Source organism: Mycobacterium sp. SMC-8, from assembly GCF_025263565.1.
In the GTDB taxonomy this organism is placed as follows: Bacteria; Actinomycetota; Actinomycetes; order Mycobacteriales; family Mycobacteriaceae; genus Mycobacterium.
The window spans coordinates 2,428,071-2,445,058 of the sequence record NZ_CP079865.1; the positions used below are offsets into that span (position 1 = coordinate 2,428,071).

16 protein-coding genes and 1 pseudogene are annotated in these 16,988 nt (G+C 68.8%); 5 read left to right on the forward strand and 12 right to left on the reverse strand.

Annotated elements, in window-relative coordinates; all coding sequences use genetic code 11:
• The first annotated feature begins 16 nt into the window (after positions 1-16).
• Positions 17-757 carry an SDR family oxidoreductase gene (locus KXD97_RS11920; protein WP_260756977.1) on the forward strand — a complete coding sequence of 247 codons (741 nt, stop codon included), beginning with the start codon at positions 17-19 and terminating at the stop codon, positions 755-757.
• A 17-nt stretch (positions 758-774) separates the two neighbouring features.
• Here the strand turns inward: KXD97_RS11920 and KXD97_RS11925 are convergent, their stop codons facing one another.
• Positions 775-996, reverse strand: a complete 222-nt coding sequence (locus tag KXD97_RS11925) for a hypothetical protein (RefSeq protein ID WP_260756978.1) — start codon at positions 994-996, stop codon at positions 775-777.
• 165 nt (positions 997-1,161) lie between these two features.
• Here KXD97_RS11925 and KXD97_RS11930 point away from each other — a divergent pair, with 165 nt between their 5' ends.
• A complete protein-coding gene (locus KXD97_RS11930; protein WP_260756979.1) occupies positions 1,162-1,686 on the forward strand; it encodes a cupin domain-containing protein in 525 nt (174 codons plus the stop codon).
• A 14-nt stretch (positions 1,687-1,700) separates the two neighbouring features.
• Positions 1,701-2,120: a helix-turn-helix transcriptional regulator gene (locus KXD97_RS11935; RefSeq protein WP_260756981.1), complete on the forward strand. Its 420-nt coding sequence runs from the start codon at positions 1,701-1,703 to the stop codon at positions 2,118-2,120.
• On the opposite strand, the gene KXD97_RS11940 is transcribed toward KXD97_RS11935, so the two are convergent.
• Positions 2,070-3,173, reverse strand: coding sequence for a DUF2855 family protein (locus KXD97_RS11940; protein WP_260756982.1), 1,104 nt, complete (start codon positions 3,171-3,173; stop codon positions 2,070-2,072). The two genes, KXD97_RS11935 and KXD97_RS11940, sit on opposite strands and share 51 nt — an antisense overlap.
• Before the next feature lie 104 nt (positions 3,174-3,277).
• Here KXD97_RS11940 and KXD97_RS11945 point away from each other — a divergent pair, with 104 nt between their 5' ends.
• A complete protein-coding gene (locus tag KXD97_RS11945; protein WP_260756983.1) occupies positions 3,278-4,447 on the forward strand; it encodes a hypothetical protein in 1,170 nt (389 codons plus the stop codon).
• A gap of 179 nt (positions 4,448-4,626) precedes the next feature.
• Here KXD97_RS11945 and KXD97_RS11950 read toward each other — a convergent pair.
• From KXD97_RS11950 to KXD97_RS11995, 10 genes and pseudogenes are all read right to left on the reverse strand, one after another.
• Positions 4,627-6,031, reverse strand: a pseudogene (locus KXD97_RS11950) (IS1380 family transposase).
• 190 nt (positions 6,032-6,221) lie between these two features.
• A complete protein-coding gene (locus tag KXD97_RS11955; protein ID WP_260756984.1) occupies positions 6,222-7,187 on the reverse strand; it encodes a 2-hydroxyacid dehydrogenase in 966 nt (321 codons plus the stop codon).
• A gap of 1 nt (position 7,188) precedes the next feature.
• Complete coding sequence (locus tag KXD97_RS11960) at positions 7,189-8,526, reverse strand: enolase C-terminal domain-like protein (protein WP_260756985.1); 1,338 nt, start codon at positions 8,524-8,526, stop codon at positions 7,189-7,191.
• Positions 8,527-8,542: 16 nt separating this feature from the next.
• Positions 8,543-9,343: an IclR family transcriptional regulator gene (locus KXD97_RS11965; protein WP_260756987.1), complete on the reverse strand. Its 801-nt coding sequence runs from the start codon at positions 9,341-9,343 to the stop codon at positions 8,543-8,545.
• Between the two features lie 10 nt (positions 9,344-9,353).
• On the reverse strand, positions 9,354-10,076 hold the full coding sequence (locus KXD97_RS11970; RefSeq protein WP_260756988.1) for a sulfite exporter TauE/SafE family protein: 723 nt from the start codon (positions 10,074-10,076) through the stop codon (positions 9,354-9,356).
• Positions 10,073-11,086 (reverse strand): ABC transporter ATP-binding protein, encoded by a 1,014-nt coding sequence (locus KXD97_RS11975; protein WP_396885075.1) that lies wholly within the window; start codon positions 11,084-11,086, stop codon positions 10,073-10,075. The genes KXD97_RS11970 and KXD97_RS11975 overlap by 4 nt, the downstream gene beginning before the upstream one ends.
• Positions 11,079-12,101, reverse strand: a complete 1,023-nt coding sequence (locus KXD97_RS11980) for an ABC transporter ATP-binding protein (protein WP_260756989.1) — start codon at positions 12,099-12,101, stop codon at positions 11,079-11,081. Before KXD97_RS11980 ends, KXD97_RS11975 begins: the two co-directional genes overlap by 8 nt.
• 11 nt (positions 12,102-12,112) lie before the next feature.
• Positions 12,113-13,102: an ABC transporter permease gene (locus KXD97_RS11985; RefSeq protein ID WP_260756990.1), complete on the reverse strand. Its 990-nt coding sequence runs from the start codon at positions 13,100-13,102 to the stop codon at positions 12,113-12,115.
• Between the two features lie 21 nt (positions 13,103-13,123).
• The gene (locus KXD97_RS11990; RefSeq protein WP_260756991.1) at positions 13,124-14,053 is read right to left on the reverse strand and encodes an ABC transporter permease; all 930 of its coding nucleotides are present in this window, start codon (positions 14,051-14,053) and stop codon (positions 13,124-13,126) included.
• A 27-nt stretch (positions 14,054-14,080) separates the two neighbouring features.
• Entirely contained in the window at positions 14,081-15,655 is a 1,575-nt protein-coding gene (locus tag KXD97_RS11995; protein ID WP_260756992.1) for an ABC transporter substrate-binding protein, read from the reverse strand.
• A gap of 309 nt (positions 15,656-15,964) precedes the next feature.
• On the opposite strand from KXD97_RS11995, the gene KXD97_RS12000 reads away from it, so the two are divergent.
• Positions 15,965-16,918 (forward strand): 2-hydroxyacid dehydrogenase, encoded by a 954-nt coding sequence (locus tag KXD97_RS12000; protein WP_260756993.1) that lies wholly within the window; start codon positions 15,965-15,967, stop codon positions 16,916-16,918.
• Positions 16,919-16,988: the final 70 nt, after the last annotated feature.

The following is a 16,988-nucleotide window of genomic DNA, read 5'->3' on the forward strand; positions in this document are numbered from 1 at the left end:
GCTTGACTTCTCAATCATGAACACCGTTCTCATCACCGGCTGCTCGTCCGGTTACGGCCTCGCCACGGCCCGGCGCTTCCTCGTCGAAGGCTGGCAGGTCGTCGCCACCATGCGATCCCCGCGCGTCGACGTGCTCCCCCGGTCCGACCGGCTGCGAATCCTCGCGCTCGATGTGACCGAACCGGACAGCATCGCCGCCGCCGTCGAGGCCGCGGGCCCGGTCGACGTGCTGGTCAACAACGCCGGAATCGGTGCGGTTGGCGCCTTCGAAGCGACCCCGGCGCGGACCGTCCGAGAGTTGTTCGAAACCAACACGTTCGGCGTGATGGCGATGACACAGGCGGTGATACCGCAGATGCGGGCCCAGCGGTCGGGCGTCATCGTCAACGTCACCTCCAGTGTGACCCTGGCGGCGATGCCACTGGCAGCCGCCTACACCGCGAGCAAGACCGCGATCGAAGGGTTCACGGGGTCCCTCGCGTTGGAACTCGCGTACTTCGGCGTGCGCGCCAAGCTCGTCGAGCCGGGCTACGGGCCGTCGACGCAGTTCGCGGGCAACGGGTCCCAGCGGATGGCCGGCCTGATCCCCGCCGACTACCAGGCCTTCGCCGCGCCGATCCTGGCGGCATTCGAATCGCCCGGGGCGGTGACCACCCCGGGCGATGTCGCCGACGTCGTTCTCGAAGCGGCCACCGATCCCTCCGATCGGCTCCGGTACGCCGCCGGAGCGGACGCCGTCGCCCTGGCCGCCCGCTAGCCGAACCGGCGCGGCCCTCAGTGGCGCCAGTGGTTGTTGTGGTGGTGGCGGTGCCGCTGCTTCCAGGTGTTGATGGTCGGGTTGTTGCTGTGCTTGTCGGGGGTGGCGACGATGGAGTGGCTGCCGTTGGTGCTGTTGGAGCTGACCGCCGCGCCGGCGGTGCCGGCCAGACCGAGCGTTCCGGCGAGGATGCCGGCCGAGACCAGCGGCAGTGCGATGATGCGGGTGAGCTTGTTCATAGTGGATTCTCCTGTGTGAGTTGATCTTTGAGGTTGTCGGCCGGAGTGTTCCGGCGATGAACCAAGAATGCCCGCCCGGCGCCGCGGCGTCTGTCCGCCTACCGGTGGATGCGCCGGTGGAAAGGTTTGTCCCCCGATCGGTGGACGGCGCGCTAGCGTCTGCGTGTGGGCAACGCCGAGCCGATGGACGAGTTGATGTCCCTGCTGAGCCCGGAGGCGGTGCTGTCGAAGGTCATCACCGGCGGCGGTCGATGGAGTGTTCGCAAACCTCGCTACGGCGGCCCCGCATTCTGCCTGATGCTGCAGGGCTCGTGCCTGCTCGATGCCGACGGGCTCGACCCTGTCGAGCTGCACCAGGGCGATTTCCTGCTGCTGCCTCAGACCCCGGAGTTCACGCTCGGCGCGGACAGCGGCATCGCCCCGACGCCGAGCACGCTCGACCATTCCCGCCACACCCGGCACGGCGGCGCTATGGAACCGGTCACGATGCGCATGCTGGGCGGCTACTTCCGCTTCGATCCCGCCAACGCGACGCTGCTGGTCGCCTTGTTGCCGCCACTGATCCTGGTGCGGGCCGACCAGGCCGGCGCGCAGCGCTTGCACCGCCTCGCTGAGCTGATCATCGAGGAAGCCGATGCCAACGGCCCGTGCCGGGACGCCATCCTCCGCGGCTCGTCGAAGTGCTTCTGATCGAGGCGGTCCGGGTGCACACCGCGACGGATCTCGACCGTCCCCGACGCGGGCTGGTTGCGGGGCTGGCCGACCCGGTGCTCGCCCCCGCGCTGCAGCAGTTGCACGCCGATATCGCGCACGGCTGGACCGTCGAGCAACTCGCCCGGGCGGCGGCGGTGTCCCGAGCGGTTTTCGCCCAAAGGTTCACGCGCACAATGGGAATGACGCCCATGCAGTACCTGCTGGAGTGGCGCGTGGCGATGGCCAAGGATCTGTTGCGCAGCGGAGGACCGTCGGTGGCGCAGGTGGCGCGGCGGGTCGGCTACCAGTCGGCGACGGCGTTCACCACGGCCTTCACCCGGGCGGCGGGCTGCTCGCCGACGGAGTTCGCCCGCGGGCGGTCAGAGCGACAGGATGTGGCCCTCGCGGGCGGGAACCGTGCCGTCCAGTAGCGCTGCGTAACACGCGTCGACGGCGTCGCGGCCATGGCCGGACACCACCGTCAGCCACGGGTCCTCGGCGTGGCTCACCGGTTCCATGAATGCGATCCAGGTTGCCGCGACGCGCTCCAGCAGCGCCGCCTGGCCCCATTCAGAGACACGCTTGGCGGCCCAGTCCGGAACGAAGAACAGCATCGGGGCCGGACCGGGCAGGCCGGCGTCGCCGCCGAGCGCGTCCCAGTGGGTGCCGCCGACCGCGCAGTCGTAGACCAGTCGCTCGCCCAACCGGTGATGCACCGCGGCCCGCACCGATGCGCTGCCGCTGAAGTCGACGTACACCGCCGTCGACTCGGGCAGCGCTTCGACGTCGTCGTAGGTCAGGACATCGTCGTAGGTCAGGACATCGTCGTAGCAGCCCAGTGAGCGAGTGAAATCCAGGTTGGCCGGGGACGTCAGCCCGACGGTGCGTACGTCCCCCGCACGCCGCGACAGGCAGAACGCGGTGCCGTAGGCCGTCTTACTCGACGCGCTGGACAGGATCGCGGTGTCGGCGCCGAAGAAACGGCTGTCGGCCAGGAAGTCGTCGAGCAGGAACGACGTGGAGAACAGCGGACGCAACAACGCCTGCTGATCCTCGAACTCGGCGGCATAGCCGGGGTCGGCGCTGCATCGCACGTACCGGTTGTAGACCGGGTGCAGATCGCTGCGGTGGCCGGCGCCGTCGGTGAACCCGCCCTCGTCGAGCCGTTCCGGATACAGCACCACCTCGTCGGCGACGGGGTAGTAGCCGTAGAACCGGTCACCGACCGCCACACCCGGGCAGTGCGACTCGGCCACCGCCGCAAAGCCCCAGACCGGCAGCGAGCCGGTGGCCGGATCGCCGGTGGGGAAGAACTGCCAGTAGTTCATCAGCTCGCCGAACGTGGCGTAAGTGATGTTGTTCGCAGTGAGCGCGAACTTGTCGATGCGCAGCCGCGCGGCACCGTCGCCCAGAGCCGGCGAAGGGGTGTCCTGCCAGCGGGTTTGCCGAATGTCGTGCCGCTGGATCACGAGCCGCGTCGTCACCGCAGCGATGGTAACCCCGGGGGGCCCGGTCGGCGGCGGCTGTGCGGTGGCGATCTCTCGCTGTAATGTCGAGAACCAGTCTCAGGAAGATTGGTAGCTCAACTATGGACCTCGTACTCGGTTTGTCGATGACGGCGTCATCGATCCGCTGGGTCCTCGTCGACGATGCGATGAGCGGGGAAAGCCGCACTGTCGACCGCGGCACCGTGCCCGTCGACGGCGCCTTCAGCGCCGCCGCTCTGGTGGTTCGGCTGCTGGACCGGCCGGTGCACGCGATCGGTTTGACCTGGACCATCGAAGCGGAGAGCACCGCCAGCGCGGTGTGGCAGGCGCTGACCGACCGCGCGGTCGAGAACGTCATCGCGGTGTCCGACGTCGAGGCCGCCGAGGCTCTGGCCTGCGGTATCGCCGACCTGGCCGGCCTGGAGCGGGTGGTGGTGTGCATCGCCGAGCCCGGAACCTCGCTGATCGCCGCGGTGACACCCGACGGCGTGACGGCCGACCGGGTGGACCCGTCCGCGCTCGCCGAGGTCGACGGGTTGGATCCCGACGCCGTTTTCGTGCTCGGCTCCGGCGACGTCGCCGACGTGGTGGCCGCGCTGCAGCAGCGGCTGCAGGTGCCGGTGGTCTCCGCCGACGAGGCTGACCTGGCGCTGGCCCGCGGTGCGGCGCTGGCGTCCGGATCGGCGGTGTCGCTCCTCGACGCGGAGGCCGCACCGAGGCGGCGCAGGTTGTCACCGACGGCGACGCTGGTCTCGGTGCTGGCCGCCGCGGTGGTGACGTTCGTGGTGTCGCTGTCGGTGGCGGTCGGCATGAGCCTGACCCCCGACGATCCGGCCCCGGAGATGGCGCGCGCGGTGACCGAGCCGACCGCCGAGCCCGTGGCACCACCCAAGCCCGCCAAGGCCGCCCCGCAGGCGCCCGAGCCGGAGGCCCCGCCGCCCCCGCCGCCGGTGGCCGAGCCCGTCGCCGTCGAGCTGCCGGCCCCCGAGGCCGTCGCGCCCCCACTGCCCGAGGCCCCGCCCCCGGTATACGAGGAGCCCGCCGCGCCGGCGCCGGTGATCCCGCCCGCACCGGCCTATGTGCCGCCTGCGCCGCCGGCCAACTACCTGCCGCCGGCTCCCGCTGCGCCGGCCTACGTGCCGCCGGCCGCCCCGCCCGCGCAGGTGCCGGCCGTGGTGCCGCAGGTGCCGCCGGCTCCGCAGCCGCGTCTGCGCGATCGCATCATCGAGCGCCTCCCGATCATCAACCGCTTCCACGAACCGCAGTACTGATCACGGCACTAGCCCGGATTTTTCGTCGAGGGTGATGGCAGTCGTGCGTTGAGATGCGATTGCGTCGCGAATCCGGTTGTGTGGTTCTGGGTATGGCGGGGTGGTCCCGTGTCGCCGGGTGGTGCGGGCTTTCCCAGTGCCGGTGGGTCTTTCGTGGTCGGTGGGTCAGGGGGCTTCGGTCATCGGAAGGCGGTGCGGATGGCTTGCCAGGCGGCCGCGATCTGGGCGGCCCAGCGCCAGGTGGCGTCGATACGTAGTCGGGTTCGGCGGGCGCCGCGGGTGATCCGGGCGGCCACGTGCAGGACCCGGTAGCGGAAGGTGGCGATCTCGGCGCGAGCCAGACCGGTGTGCTCACGGAATCCCAGAAGTCGGCACCAGGTGACCAGGTCGGCTGCGGCCAGGACGATTTCGAGCCAGGCGGCGTTGGGCCAGAAACCGTGGCACGGCAGATTCCGCAGTCCGGCGGCTTTGAGATCGCGGATGCGGTCCTCGACGCGAGCATGTTGGCGATGCCGTAACTCCAGGCCCGCGACCTGTCCAGGGACAATGCCGGGTTCGGTGTCGGTGATGAACGCGGTGACGCGCATGCCGTCGGCGTCGGTGAACCGCAGTTGTGCACCGGGGTGGGGGCGTTCTTTACGCAGGATCAACCGTGTCCCAGGCGGCCAGGAGTCCAGGTTGACCAAGGTGGTGGCCTCGGCGACCCAGGCGCCGTCGCGGATCCCGCCTTCGGTGTCGACTGCTGGGTACCAGCCGTCGGCGAGGTTGAGGGTGTCGACGGCATCTTGGACGCGGGTATCGACGGGATAGCCGAAGGAGAATCCCACCCTGATCGCGGCAGGCGTCGGCGAATTTGTGGGTGGCTCCGGCGGTGTCGCAGCGCACCAGAACTCTCGGCTGGTCGGGATCATCGCCAGCACTGGGGTCGGGTCGCCATCGTGGCGGCAACGCTGCCAGCGCCTGCGCCAGGACGATGATGTGGTCGGAGGCGGTGTTGGAGCCGGCGTTGCCGGTGCGCAGCAGCCCGGCCAGGGCTTCGCCGCCGGCGATCTCGGAGCGATCCAGAAACGCCAGCAGCGGGTGATGGCCGAAGGTCTTCTTCCACGTCGGCGTGGCGCCGTGCTTGTTGTCGGAGTGATCGATGACCAGGGTGGCGTCGATGTCGATGTGCAGCCACTCGCCGGCAGTTGGGGCGGCGCCGGCAGCCCACGCTGCTGCTCGCGCCGCGGACCGGGCTGCTCGCACGGCAGGCAGGTGGGCGGCGTCGATGCGCTGATCCACCAGCCGCCACATGGTGGTCGTGGAGGCTTTCGCGCCGAAGGCGTGTTCACGGTCGCCGCAGAGTTGGCCCACGGCGTCGATGCAGTCTGCGCCGTCGGCGACCGCGGCGGCCAGATCGGCGAACACCTCGCCGGGCGCGTACACCCACGGGCCGCGGTAGGTGTCGGCCAACGCGGCAGTGACCTGCGTCGATAGCCCGGTTCGGTCGGCGAGTTCCCGCAACATCGCCATCCCGGCATGCGACACGACGCCCTGGCCGTCGGCGGACACTTTGACCCTCGATGCGGCCGCGATATTCTTCACCTGCGAGGTGCCTTCCCGCTGGAACGATTGAACCCTAGAGAAGTCCAATTATTCCTTGCAGGACAGGCACTTTCGCGTATCTACACCCCATCGAACGCAAACTTCCGCGAAAAATCCGGGCTAGTTCGCCGAAATCGCATTCCACGCGCGTCAAGTCGGGAAAATCCCACGCTGGACGCAATCTCGGCGGTCAGTGGGGGATGAGGTTGTGCAGCGGTTCGCCACGCTGCAGCCGCCCGATGTTGGCGGCGACGTCATCGACGCGGCCGGTGAACGTGTCGGTGGTGACACCCGAAGAATGCGGCGTCATCAGAATATTGGACAGCTCACCGAACGGGAGAACGCTTGGCGGGCAACCTGATCCGTCGGCTGGATACCGGTACCAGACGTCGATGGCCGCACCCTTGATGGCGCCGCCGGTCAGCGCGTCGTACAGTGCCCGCTCCTGGACCAGCGCGCCGCGGCCCACGTTGATCAATGCCCCGTCCGGGCCGAGCGCCTCCAGTTCGCCCGCGCCGATCATGCCCTCGGTGTGACGGTTCAGCGGCGCTGACACCACGGCAACGTCGCAGTCGCGCAGCAGCCGATGCAACTGGCCGGTGTCGCCCACCCAGTCCAGCCCGCACTCATCGGCGACGCGGCCTGAACCGGTCACTGCCGCAGCCGTACATCCGAACGCGCGCAGCAGTTTCCACGAGTACCGCCCGATGTGCCCGAAGCCCACGAACCCGATGCGGGCGCCGCTCAGTGTGGTGGGTTGCGGAATCGACCGGTCGTACACCGAGGTAGCCCAGACACCCCGCCGCAGCTGCGCATCCTGGGCGAGGAATCCGCGACGCAGCATCACCGCAGCGCCCGCCACGTACTCGGCGATAGACCGCTCGTGGTGGAAAGTATTGGCCACCAGTATGTCCGAGGGCAGTGCAGCCAGATCGATCTTGTCGGTCCCCGCGGCCGCGGGGTGCACCAGCCGCAGGGTCTTGGCCATCGCGGCCATGTCTGCGGTGAATCGCGAACCGATGAACACCTCGACGTCGCGCAGCGCTTGATCCGGCACGCCACCGATGTGCCAGTGCACCTCGGACCCCGACGGCACCGCCGTTTCGAGGCGTTCGCGATGCGGTACCAGGTTGGGGTCCGCGACAACGATGTTCACGTCAGTCCCGGTCCAGCGCGGGCCGCTTGGCGTCGAACGTCCACCCGGGTATCAGGTACTGCATCGCGACCGCGTCGTCCCGGCCACCCAAACCTTCGCGTCGATACAGCTCATGGGCCGCAGCCACCGCGGCCTCATCGAGCCGCACGCCCAGGCCCGCAGCGTCCGGCACGGTCAGGTAGCCGTCGACGATGCGGTACGGGTCGGTGGTGATCGCCTGGCCATCCTGCCAGATCCAGTGCGTGTCGATCGCGGTGATGTCACCGGGCGCGGCAGCGGCGACGTGGGTGAACATCGCCAACGACACGTCAAAGTGGTTGTTGGAGTGCGAACCCCACGTCAGTCCCCAGGCATCGCAGAGCTGCGCGACGCGCACCGACCCCGCCATCGTCCAGAAGTGCGGATCGGCCAGCGGAATGTCCACGGCCCCGGAACGGATGGCGTGACCCATCTCCCGCCAGTCCGTGGCGATCATGTTGGTCGCGGTCGGCAGCCCGGTCGCCCGCTTGAACTCCGCCATCACCTCGCGCCCGGAGAATCCGCCCTCGGGCCCCACCGGATCCTCGGCGTAGGCCAGCACGTCTGTCAGCTCACGGCAGGTTCTGATCGCATCGGTGAGCAGCCATCCACCGTTGGGGTCCAGCGTGATCCGGGCGTCCGGGAAACGCTCGGCGAGTGCGATGACGGCCTTGGCCTCCTCGGGCGCGGGCAGCACACCGCCCTTGAGCTTGAAGTCGGCGAAACCGTATCGGGTGTGGGCGGCCTCGGCAAGCCGCACCACCGCCTCCGGGGTCAGTGCCTCCTCGTGGCGGACGGTGAACCACTCGTCCGCGTCGGGCGCCTCATCGGCGGGGGAGCGGTAGGCCAGGTCGGTCCGGGTGCGGTCACCGACGAAGAACAGGTAGCCCAGCGCCTGCACCCGCTCACGCTGCTGCCCGTCGCCGAGCAGCGCGGCCACCGGGACCTCCAAGTGTTGACCCAGCAGGTCCAGCAGCGCGGATTCCACTGCGGTGACGGCGTGCACGGTGACGCGCAGGTCGAACGTCTGGGCGCCGCGGCCGCCGGCGTCACGATCGGCGAACACCCGGCGGATGTCACCGAGCACGGCATGGTAGTCCCCGATGCGGCGGCCGGTGACGATCGCGCGCGCCTCCTCCAGGGTGGCGCGGATCGCTTCGCCGCCCGGCACCTCGCCGACACCGGTGTTCCCCGACGAGTCTTGGATGATCACCAGGTTTCGCGTGAAGAACGGTCCATGGGCGCCGGACAGGTTCAGCAGCATGCTGTCATGACCCGCGATGGGGATGACGGTGACGTCGGTGACGACGGGTGTGCTCATGCGTTTCCTCCGATTGTCATGACGCGAACCACTTGTCGCCGTTGGCCAACGGGCGCACCACGCGAGACACCTTGTCTCCCATGGTGCGCAGCGCGTCGACGATGTCACGTTCACGTTGCGGGTCGAGCCGTCCCACCGGCACCGACGCGCTGATGGCGTCCTGGGCGGGCTTGCAGTAGCGCAACGGCACCGCGAAACAACGTAGGCCTACGGTGTTCTCCTCGTCATCACACGCGTAGCCCCGGATCCTGACCTCGTCGAGGACATCGTCGAGAAGCGAGCGGTCGGTGATGGTGCGCGGTGTCAGGCTTTTCAGGGTGGACGGGACATGCTCGTCACGCCGGGCGCCGAATCGTTCGGCCAGCAACGCCTTACCGGGCGACGTGGCGTAGGCCGGCAGCCTCCTGCCCACGCGGCTGGATGTGCGGGTGTACTTGGTGGATTCGCGGGTCGCCAGGTACACGATGTCCGTGCCGTCGAGGCGACCGAGGTGGAACGTCTCGTCCAACTCGGCGCGCAGCTCGTCGAGGAACGGGATGATCAACGGCAGGTACGGGTCGCTGTCAAGGTAACTGGTGCCCACCAGCAGAGCGCGAATCCCGATGCCGTACAGCGTTCCCGTGGGATCTGAGCGCACCCAGCCTTCGCGGACCAGGGTGCGTAGCAACGCGTGGGCGCTGCTGCGGGGCATACCCAGTGTGTCGCTGATCTCGCGCAGCCGCGCCGGCTCATCGGGCCGGGCGGCCAGGTACTCGAGCAGTTCCACCGTGCGGACCGCGGACTTGACCTTGCGCACCGACAGGTCGGGTTCGGTCACGCCGCACCCCTCACATCGAGAGCAGCTCCCGCGCGATCAGCACCACGGCGCCCGTCGCCGACACCCCGATCGCCAACCAGCGCAACCGCTGCGGATTCAGATGCCGGTTCATGACGGTGGAAAGTAGGTAACCGGCCACCGCGGCGGGCGCCATCACCGCGAAGCCCCACCAGGTGCGGTGGTCGACCGCGCCGGTGAACCCCAGCATCCCCAGCGACAGCAGCGAACCGACCAGGAAGAAGCCGCTCATCGTGCCGCGCAGCTGCGCGCCGCTGCTGCGTTGCCACACCAGCGCCATCGGCGGACCACCGATCGCGGTCGCGGTACCGAGCAGTCCGGACGCCGCACCGGCGGCCACGACATTGCGCCTCCGCGGCGAGGGGATCCACCCGCTGCTGGTCAGGACCACGCCGCCCAACACCACGCCGGCGAGCAGGATCGACAACGCGCGGTGCGGAAGCGCAGCAAGCAGCAGCGCCCCAGCGACGGTCCCCGGAACCCGGCCGACCAGCGCCCAGCCCGTGCCCCGCAGGTCGATCGACTCCCGTTCGCGCACCACGACGATCAGCGTGACGAGCGTCGCCACCATGATCAGTGTGGCGGGAATCAGCGCCGGGTCCACCAGCGCGACGACCGGAGCGGCGAACATCCCGATGCCGAATCCGATCGACGCCTGCAGCGCAGAGGCAAGCAGGATCGCCGTCGCGAGAACGCAATAGGCCGTGACACTCATGCCGGTACGGTTTCACGGGCACTCCCTTCCAGCGGCAGCGGGTGGTGGCACAGCGCGCTGTGGCCGGGGACACCGGTGTCCACAGCGGCGGCGGGCGTCGCCGTCGCGCACACGTCGGTGGCCTTCCAGCAGCGAGTCCGGAACCGGCAACCCGACGGCGGGTTGATCGGGGAAGGCACCTCGCCCTGGAGCAGGATCCGCTGTCTGCGCCGGGTGCCGTCCAGCGTCGGCGCCGCCGACATCAGTGCGGCGGTGTAGGGATGGTTGGACCGCTCGAAGACCGCCTCGGTGGGCCCGTTCTCGATGATCCGGCCCAGGTACATCACCGCGACCCGGTCGGCGACATGGCGCACCACCGACAGGTCGTGCGAGATGAAGATGTAGGAGATCTGCAGCTGCTCCTGCAGGTCGTTGAGCAGGTTGAGCACCTGCGCCTGCACCGACAGGTCGAGCGCGGAAACCGGCTCGTCGCAGATGATCACGTCTGGGTTCAGGGCCAGGGCGCGGGCGATGCCGATGCGCTGACGCTGGCCTCCGGAGAACTCCTGCGGGTACTTGTCCGCCGCCTTGGCGCCCAGGCCGACCAGATCGAGCAGACCCCGGACCCGCATGTCGCGGTCCTGGCGATTCTTGATGATGCCCTTGTGGCTGAGCCACGGCTCGGCGATGATCTCGGCGGCCGACATCCGGGAGTTCAGCGACGCGTAGGGATCCTGGAACACCATCTGCACGCGGCGGCGGAACGTGAGCAGGTCGGCGCCCTTGAGGCTGAACGGGTCGACCCCGTCGAACCGCACGCTGCCCTCATCAGGACGCTCAAGCATCAGCAAAGTGCGCGCCAGCGTGGACTTTCCGCAACCGGACTCGCCGACCAGCCCGAGTGTCTCGCCGCGCCGCAGGTCCAAGGTGACGCCGTCGAGCGCGCACAGCTTGTTCTTACCGGCGTGCGGCACGCGGAAGCTCTTGCGGACGTCGCGGACCTCGAGCAAGGTGTCGGGAATCTCAGACATTGCAGACCTCTTCCGGGAAGTGACAGGCGGCTTTGCGATCTGCACCCACGCCCGTCAGCGCCGGGCGGGTGGTGCGGCACACGTCGGCGGACAGCGGGCAGCGGGCCTGGTAGACGCAACCCTCAGGGATGGAGTGCAGGTCCGGCGGGGTGCCTCCGATGGATTTGAGCGCGTCACCGCGACGGGCGTCGACGGGCACGGAGTTCAGCAGGCCCTTGGTGTAGGGATGCTTGGGGTCGGCGAAAACCTCGGCCACGGTGCCGGTCTCGATGATGTTGCCGGCGTACATGATCGCCACGCGGTCGGCTTCCTCGGCGACCAGCGCGAGGTCGTGGGTGATCAGCACGACGGCCATGCGGTACTCGGTGCGCAGATCCCGCAGCAGCGCCATGATCTGCGCCTGCACCGTCACGTCGAGTGCGGTGGTGGGTTCGTCGGCGATCAGCACGCTCGGGTTCAGCGCCACCGCCATCGCGATGAGCAGGCGCTGCCGCATGCCGCCGGAGAACTGATGCGGGTAGGAGTTGAGCCGGGTTTCGGGTTGGGGGATCCCGACGCGCGCCATCAGTTCGACGGCCTTGCCTTTGGCTTCCTTGGCGCCGAGGCCGTGGTGAATCCGGAACGGCTCGGCCAGTTGGGTTCCCACGGTATAGAGCGGGTTGAGCGCGGTGAGCGCGTCCTGGAACACGATCGCCAGCTCGGTGCCGGCCATCTCGCGGCGCTTCTTGCGGCCGGCGCTGAGCAGGTCGACGTCCGCGAGCCTGGCTGTGCCACTGACGATGTCGGCGACGGGCTCGAGCAGCCCGACCAGCGCGGTGGCCGTCATGGACTTGCCGCAGCCGGATTCCCCCAGCAGCGCCAGGGTTTCACCGCGGCGGGCCTGAAAGGAGACGCCGTCGACGGCGCGCAGCGTTCCGGTGATGGTGCGCACCTCGACGGTCAGGCCCTCGACGTCGAGCACGGGTGTGGCGTCCACGGAGTCCGCGGGAACGTCGCGATCAACGAGTGCGGTCATGCTCGGACCTTTCATGGCAGGCGCTTTCCGGTTTTGGTGAACGTGCTCAGACGCTTCTGCGGGACGGTCAGCCGCCACCGCTGGGCGGGGTCGGTCGCGATCCGGGCCCACGCGGCAAGGATCGTCGCCGACACCGTGGTGATCACGATGGCCAGGCCGGGGAAGAAGGACAGCCACCACGCGCTGTGCAGATAGGTGCGGCCCTGCGAGACCATCAGACCCCAACTGACGTCGGGCGGCTGGATGCCGATGCCCAAGAAACTCAAGGAGCTTTCCGCCAGCATCACGTAGCAGAAGTCCAACGTCGCGACCGTCAACAGTGTCGGCAGGACGATCGGAAGCACGTGGCGCCAGATGATCGAGTTGGCGCCGGCGCCGAAGGTGCGCGCGGCGTCGACGAACACCCGACTCTGCAACTCGGCCGATTCGGCGCGGGCGGTGCGCAGATAGACCGGGATGCGGGTGATCGCCAGCACCAGCACGATGTTCGCGGCGCTGGGGGAGAACACATAGAGCACGACGACGGCGAGCAGCAGCGACGGGAAGCTCATGATCACGTCGGCCACGCGCATCGCCAGTGTCTCCCGCCAGCCTCGGTAGTAGCCGGCCCACATGCCGATCGCCGAACCCACGACCGCCGAGATGATCACCGCGGGAACGGCCACCGACAGCGTGGTCTGGCAGGCCACGATCAGGCGGGCGAGCATGCTGCGGCCCAGCGGGTCGGTGCCAAGGACATTCGCCCAGCCGTGTGTCAGCGTGAACGGGGGCTGGTTGGAGTTGTCCAGGTCGATCTTCGTCGCCAGGTCGCCGACGAGCATCGGCCCGAAGATCGCGGTGAGGAACACCAATCCGAGGATGCAGGCCGCGGCGGCGGCGACGCGGTCGTGGACCAGCAGCCGCAACCACGGGGATCCGCCCCGCTTGCGGGAGGTTTCCGTGTCGTCCGCGCCGAGGATCGCGGTGGTCGGCTTGACCGGGACAAGGTCGATCTGAGTCATGGTGGGGTCTCCTATGCCGTCTCAGACTCGGGCGGGCTCGCGCACCCGCGCGTCGAGCAGCGCGTAGCAGGCGTCGATGACGATGTTGAGCAGGAAGATGCTGACCGCGGTGAGCAGGACGGCGGCCTGCAGCACCGCGAAGTCGCGTTGCAGGATCGCGTCGATCATCAGCTTGCCGATGCCGGGCCAGCCGAAGATGGCCTCGACGACGACCGCGCCGTTGATCAGGCCGACCGCCAGGTCGCCGGCGACGGTCAGTGCGGGTGCCGCGGCGTTGCGCAGCGCGTGATGGGTGACCACCCGGAAGTCGCCGGCACCCTTGCTGCGCGCCAACCGCACGTATGGCGCCGACAGCGCGGAAACCATTGCGCCGCGCACGACTTGGGTCAGCACGCCCAGCGGACGGATCATCAGCGTCGCGATCGGCAGAATCCACGACAGCATGCCGGCGTCGGTGCCCGAGGTGGGCAGCCAGCCGAGCAGCACCGCGAACAACCACACCCCGGTGATGGCGAACCAGAAGTCGGGGATGCTCGCGGCCGTCATCGACAGCAGCGACGAGAACCGGTCGGCGAGCGAGTTCGGGCGGTAGGCGGCCCAGCAGCCGATCACGATGGCGCCGACGATCGCGAGCAGCATCGTGGTCAGTGCGAGCTGCAGGGTCGCCGGGAACGCGCGCAGCGCCATCTCGGCTGCGGACTCGCCGGTGCGCAGCGAGGAGCCGAAGTCGAGGTGGATGACGCCGGAGAAGTAGTCAGCCAGCTGGGTGATCAGCGGATCGTTGAACCCGTTGGCGGCCGCGAACGCCTCGCGCTGTTCCTGCGTCGCGGATTCGGGCAGGTACAGGTTGGTGGGGTCACCGGTGAGCCGGGCGAGCAGGAACACGCCGAGCAACACGATGATCAACGGCAGTGCGCTGGTGTACATCCGGCGCCGGACGAAGGAGAACATGAGGGCGGCCCTTCTTGAACGTCGGAGTCAGGACTGGTCGGTGCGGTCGGTGCCGACCGGAGTCATTGCGGCCAGCAGCATTTCGTCGCCGGTCGCCGGATTGGGGGTGTAGTCGATGCGCGGGGACTTGCCGAGGATCCCCTTCATGTGGGCGATACAGGCCATCTGTGTGATCTCCTGCGGTTCCTCGGCGAACAGCGTGGCGAACGCGTCCTGGCGGGCCTGACCGGTCAGCGCCTCGGCCGCCCGGATCTTGGCGTCGAATTCCGGTGTGCCGTAAGCGGCCTGCGGGCCGTCGGACAGCATGTACTGGTCGAGGGTGAACGCGGCGTCGCCGGCCTGGTTGCCGTGCATGATCATCAGCAGATACGGGCCGGTGTCCGGAGGGAACGGCCGCAACTGGTACTCCAATTGCGATGCGGTGTCCATCATCTCGATCGAGACGTTGAGCCCGATCTCGGTGAACTCACTCTGCAGCACCTCGATGGTCTCGGTGATCTTCGGGAACTGCGCCGTGCGCCCGATCAGCCGGATCCGGCGGTCGACGGGCACCCCGTCGGCCCGGGCCTCGTCGATCAGCGCCCTGGCCTTGTCCAGGTCGTGGGGCCACAGCTGCAGCTCGTCGTTGTATCCGACGACGCCGGAGGGGATGAGTTGCGCGGCGGGCTGGCCGAGGTCGCGGAACAGCGCCGTGACGATGCCGGTGCGGTTGACCGCGTAGTTGATCGCCTGGCGCACCCGGATGTCGTCGAGTGGCGGTTCGGTGGCCTGCATGCGCAGCGCGGTGGTCTCGTTGTTCTGGAACGGCACTCCGAGATCGCCGGCACCGTCTTCGGGGCCCAGGCCGACCGCGATGTCGGCCTCGTCGTTGGTGATCATCGCCGCCCGCACGCTTCCCTCACTGCGCCACTGGTATTCGGCCTTGGCGAAGGCGGGTGGGCTGCCCCAGTAGCCCGGGTTGCGGGCCAGGGTGAGCTTCTGGCCGTACTCCCAGCGCTCGATCGCGTAGGGCCCGGTGCCGATGGGTTCGCGGACCTTTTCGACGGTGCTGGTGGTGCGCGGCACCATCTCGATGAACGAGATACGCAGCGGCAGAATCGGATCGGGCTCGGTGGTGCCGACCACGACGGTGGTGGGGTCGGGGGTGCGCAGGCTCAGCTCCTCGTCACCGAAGACGTAGCCGTCGACGTTGCACTGCAGATCGGAGTTGACCGCCCGGTCGATCGAGAACGCGGCGTCCTCGGAGGTGAACGAGGCGCCGTCGGAGAAGGTCACCCCGTCGCGCAGGGTGAACGTCCATTCGGTGGGGCTGGTCTGCTGCCATTCGGTGGCCAGCAGCGGACGCAGATCGCCGGTGCTGGCATCGCGCTCGAGCAGGGGCTCGGTGATGTTGGAGCGGACCACGATGCCGGTCGAGGTCAGTGAGCTCTCGCAGGGCTCCAGCGTCGGGGGTTCCTGCTGGAGCACGATGCGCAGGGTCTCGGGGTCGTACCCGCCGCCGCCGGAGTTGGCGACGGTGCAGCCGCCGGCCGCGACGGTGGCCGCCGCGAGGGCCAGCACGGCGACCTGCCGCCGGGGCTCGAACACGGTGCTGGGGTTCATCGATCCTCCCGGGCCGGGGATAGTGACGTCCACGTATGTAGATGCGGGCTGTGATGGCAACCACACCGTAGGAGCGCCGGGAAAACAGCGTCAACCCCGCTCAAACGGCCCTTTTTCGGGTCAGCGGGGTCACCGGGCATCCGCACAGCACCTCGGGAAATACGCTCTGAGCTGCAGATTGTCGCCGCGGGAGCGGCGTGTGATGCACGGAGCCGCGAGCCCTCGGCGCACGCATGCGCTTTGGGCATAAGTCCATGCCAATTTGGACGTGGACCGGTATCCGCAGCTCGCCGTACCGTGAAAACCACTATGAGCACCGCACAGAACCGCTCCGTGTTGCAGGTCGGGCCGTTGATGCCGTCGCTGGCGCGCACACTCGCCGACGACTACGCGGCCCGCCGCCTGCCCATCGAGCCGGCCGAGCGGACGGCGTTCCTCGCCGAACACGGCGCCGAGATCACCGCGGTCGTGACGTCGGGACGCACCGGTGTGGACGCGGTGCTGATGGACGCACTCCCCAATCTGGGCGCGGTGATCAACTTCGGCGTCGGCTACGACACCACCGACGTCGACGCCGCGGCCACCCGCGGCATCGGGGTGAGCAACACCCCCGACGTGCTGACCGACTGCGTCGCCGACACCGCCGTCGGTCTGATGATCGACACGTTGCGCCAGTTCTCGGCGGCCGATCGCTACGTGCGGGCCGGCCGCTGGCCCGTCGACGGCATGTACCCGTTGACCCGTCAGGTCAGCAACACCGACGTCGGCATCATCGGTCTCGGCCGGATCGGCACCGCAATCGCGGTGCGGCTCAGCGCTTTCGGCTGCACCATCAGCTACCACAACCGGCACGAGGTGACGGATTCGCCGTACACCTACGCGGCGTCACCGGCAGAGCTGGCCTCGCGGGTTGACGTGCTGATCGTCGCGGCCGCGGGTGGTGCGGGCACTCGGGGGCTGGTGAGCAGCGAGGTGCTCGACGCGCTCGGTCCGCAGGGCTATCTCATCAACATCGCGCGCGGCAGCGTCGTCGATCAGGAGGCACTGGTCGCGGCGCTGGTGCAGGGCCGGCTCGCCGGCGCCGGTCTGGACGTCTTCGCTGACGAGCCGCAGGTGCCCGAGGAACTGTTCGGGCTGGACAACGTGGTGCTGCTACCGCACGTGGCCAGCGGGACCGTGCAGACCCGCGCCGCGATGGAAGCGCTCACCCTGCGCAACCTGGACAGCTTTCTCAAGACGGGCACGCTCGTCACACCCGTCTGAGAATCCGCCGAGATCAGCCACGCATGGCGCAGCCGGCGGCCACGTTGCGGCAGTGCGCCGAGGATCTGCA

Coding starts and splice junctions, on each gene's coding strand:
- KXD97_RS11920 (WP_260756977.1), top strand. CDS start 17: ATGAACACCGTTCTCATCACCGGCTGCTCGTCCGGTTACGGCCTCGCC.
- KXD97_RS11925 (WP_260756978.1), bottom strand. CDS start 996: ATGAACAAGCTCACCCGCATCATCGCACTGCCGCTGGTCTCGGCCGGC.
- KXD97_RS11945 (WP_260756983.1), top strand. CDS start 3,278: ATGGACCTCGTACTCGGTTTGTCGATGACGGCGTCATCGATCCGCTGG.
- KXD97_RS11960 (WP_260756985.1), bottom strand. CDS start 8,526: ATGAGCACACCCGTCGTCACCGACGTCACCGTCATCCCCATCGCGGGT.
- KXD97_RS11970 (WP_260756988.1), bottom strand. CDS start 10,076: ATGAGTGTCACGGCCTATTGCGTTCTCGCGACGGCGATCCTGCTTGCC.
- KXD97_RS11975 (WP_396885075.1), bottom strand. CDS start 11,086: ATGTCTGAGATTCCCGACACCTTGCTCGAGGTCCGCGACGTCCGCAAG.
- KXD97_RS11980 (WP_260756989.1), bottom strand. CDS start 12,101: ATGACCGCACTCGTTGATCGCGACGTTCCCGCGGACTCCGTGGACGCC.
- KXD97_RS11985 (WP_260756990.1), bottom strand. CDS start 13,102: ATGACTCAGATCGACCTTGTCCCGGTCAAGCCGACCACCGCGATCCTC.
- KXD97_RS11990 (WP_260756991.1), bottom strand. CDS start 14,053: ATGTTCTCCTTCGTCCGGCGCCGGATGTACACCAGCGCACTGCCGTTG.
- KXD97_RS11995 (WP_260756992.1), bottom strand. CDS start 15,655: ATGAACCCCAGCACCGTGTTCGAGCCCCGGCGGCAGGTCGCCGTGCTG.
- KXD97_RS12000 (WP_260756993.1), top strand. CDS start 15,965: ATGAGCACCGCACAGAACCGCTCCGTGTTGCAGGTCGGGCCGTTGATG.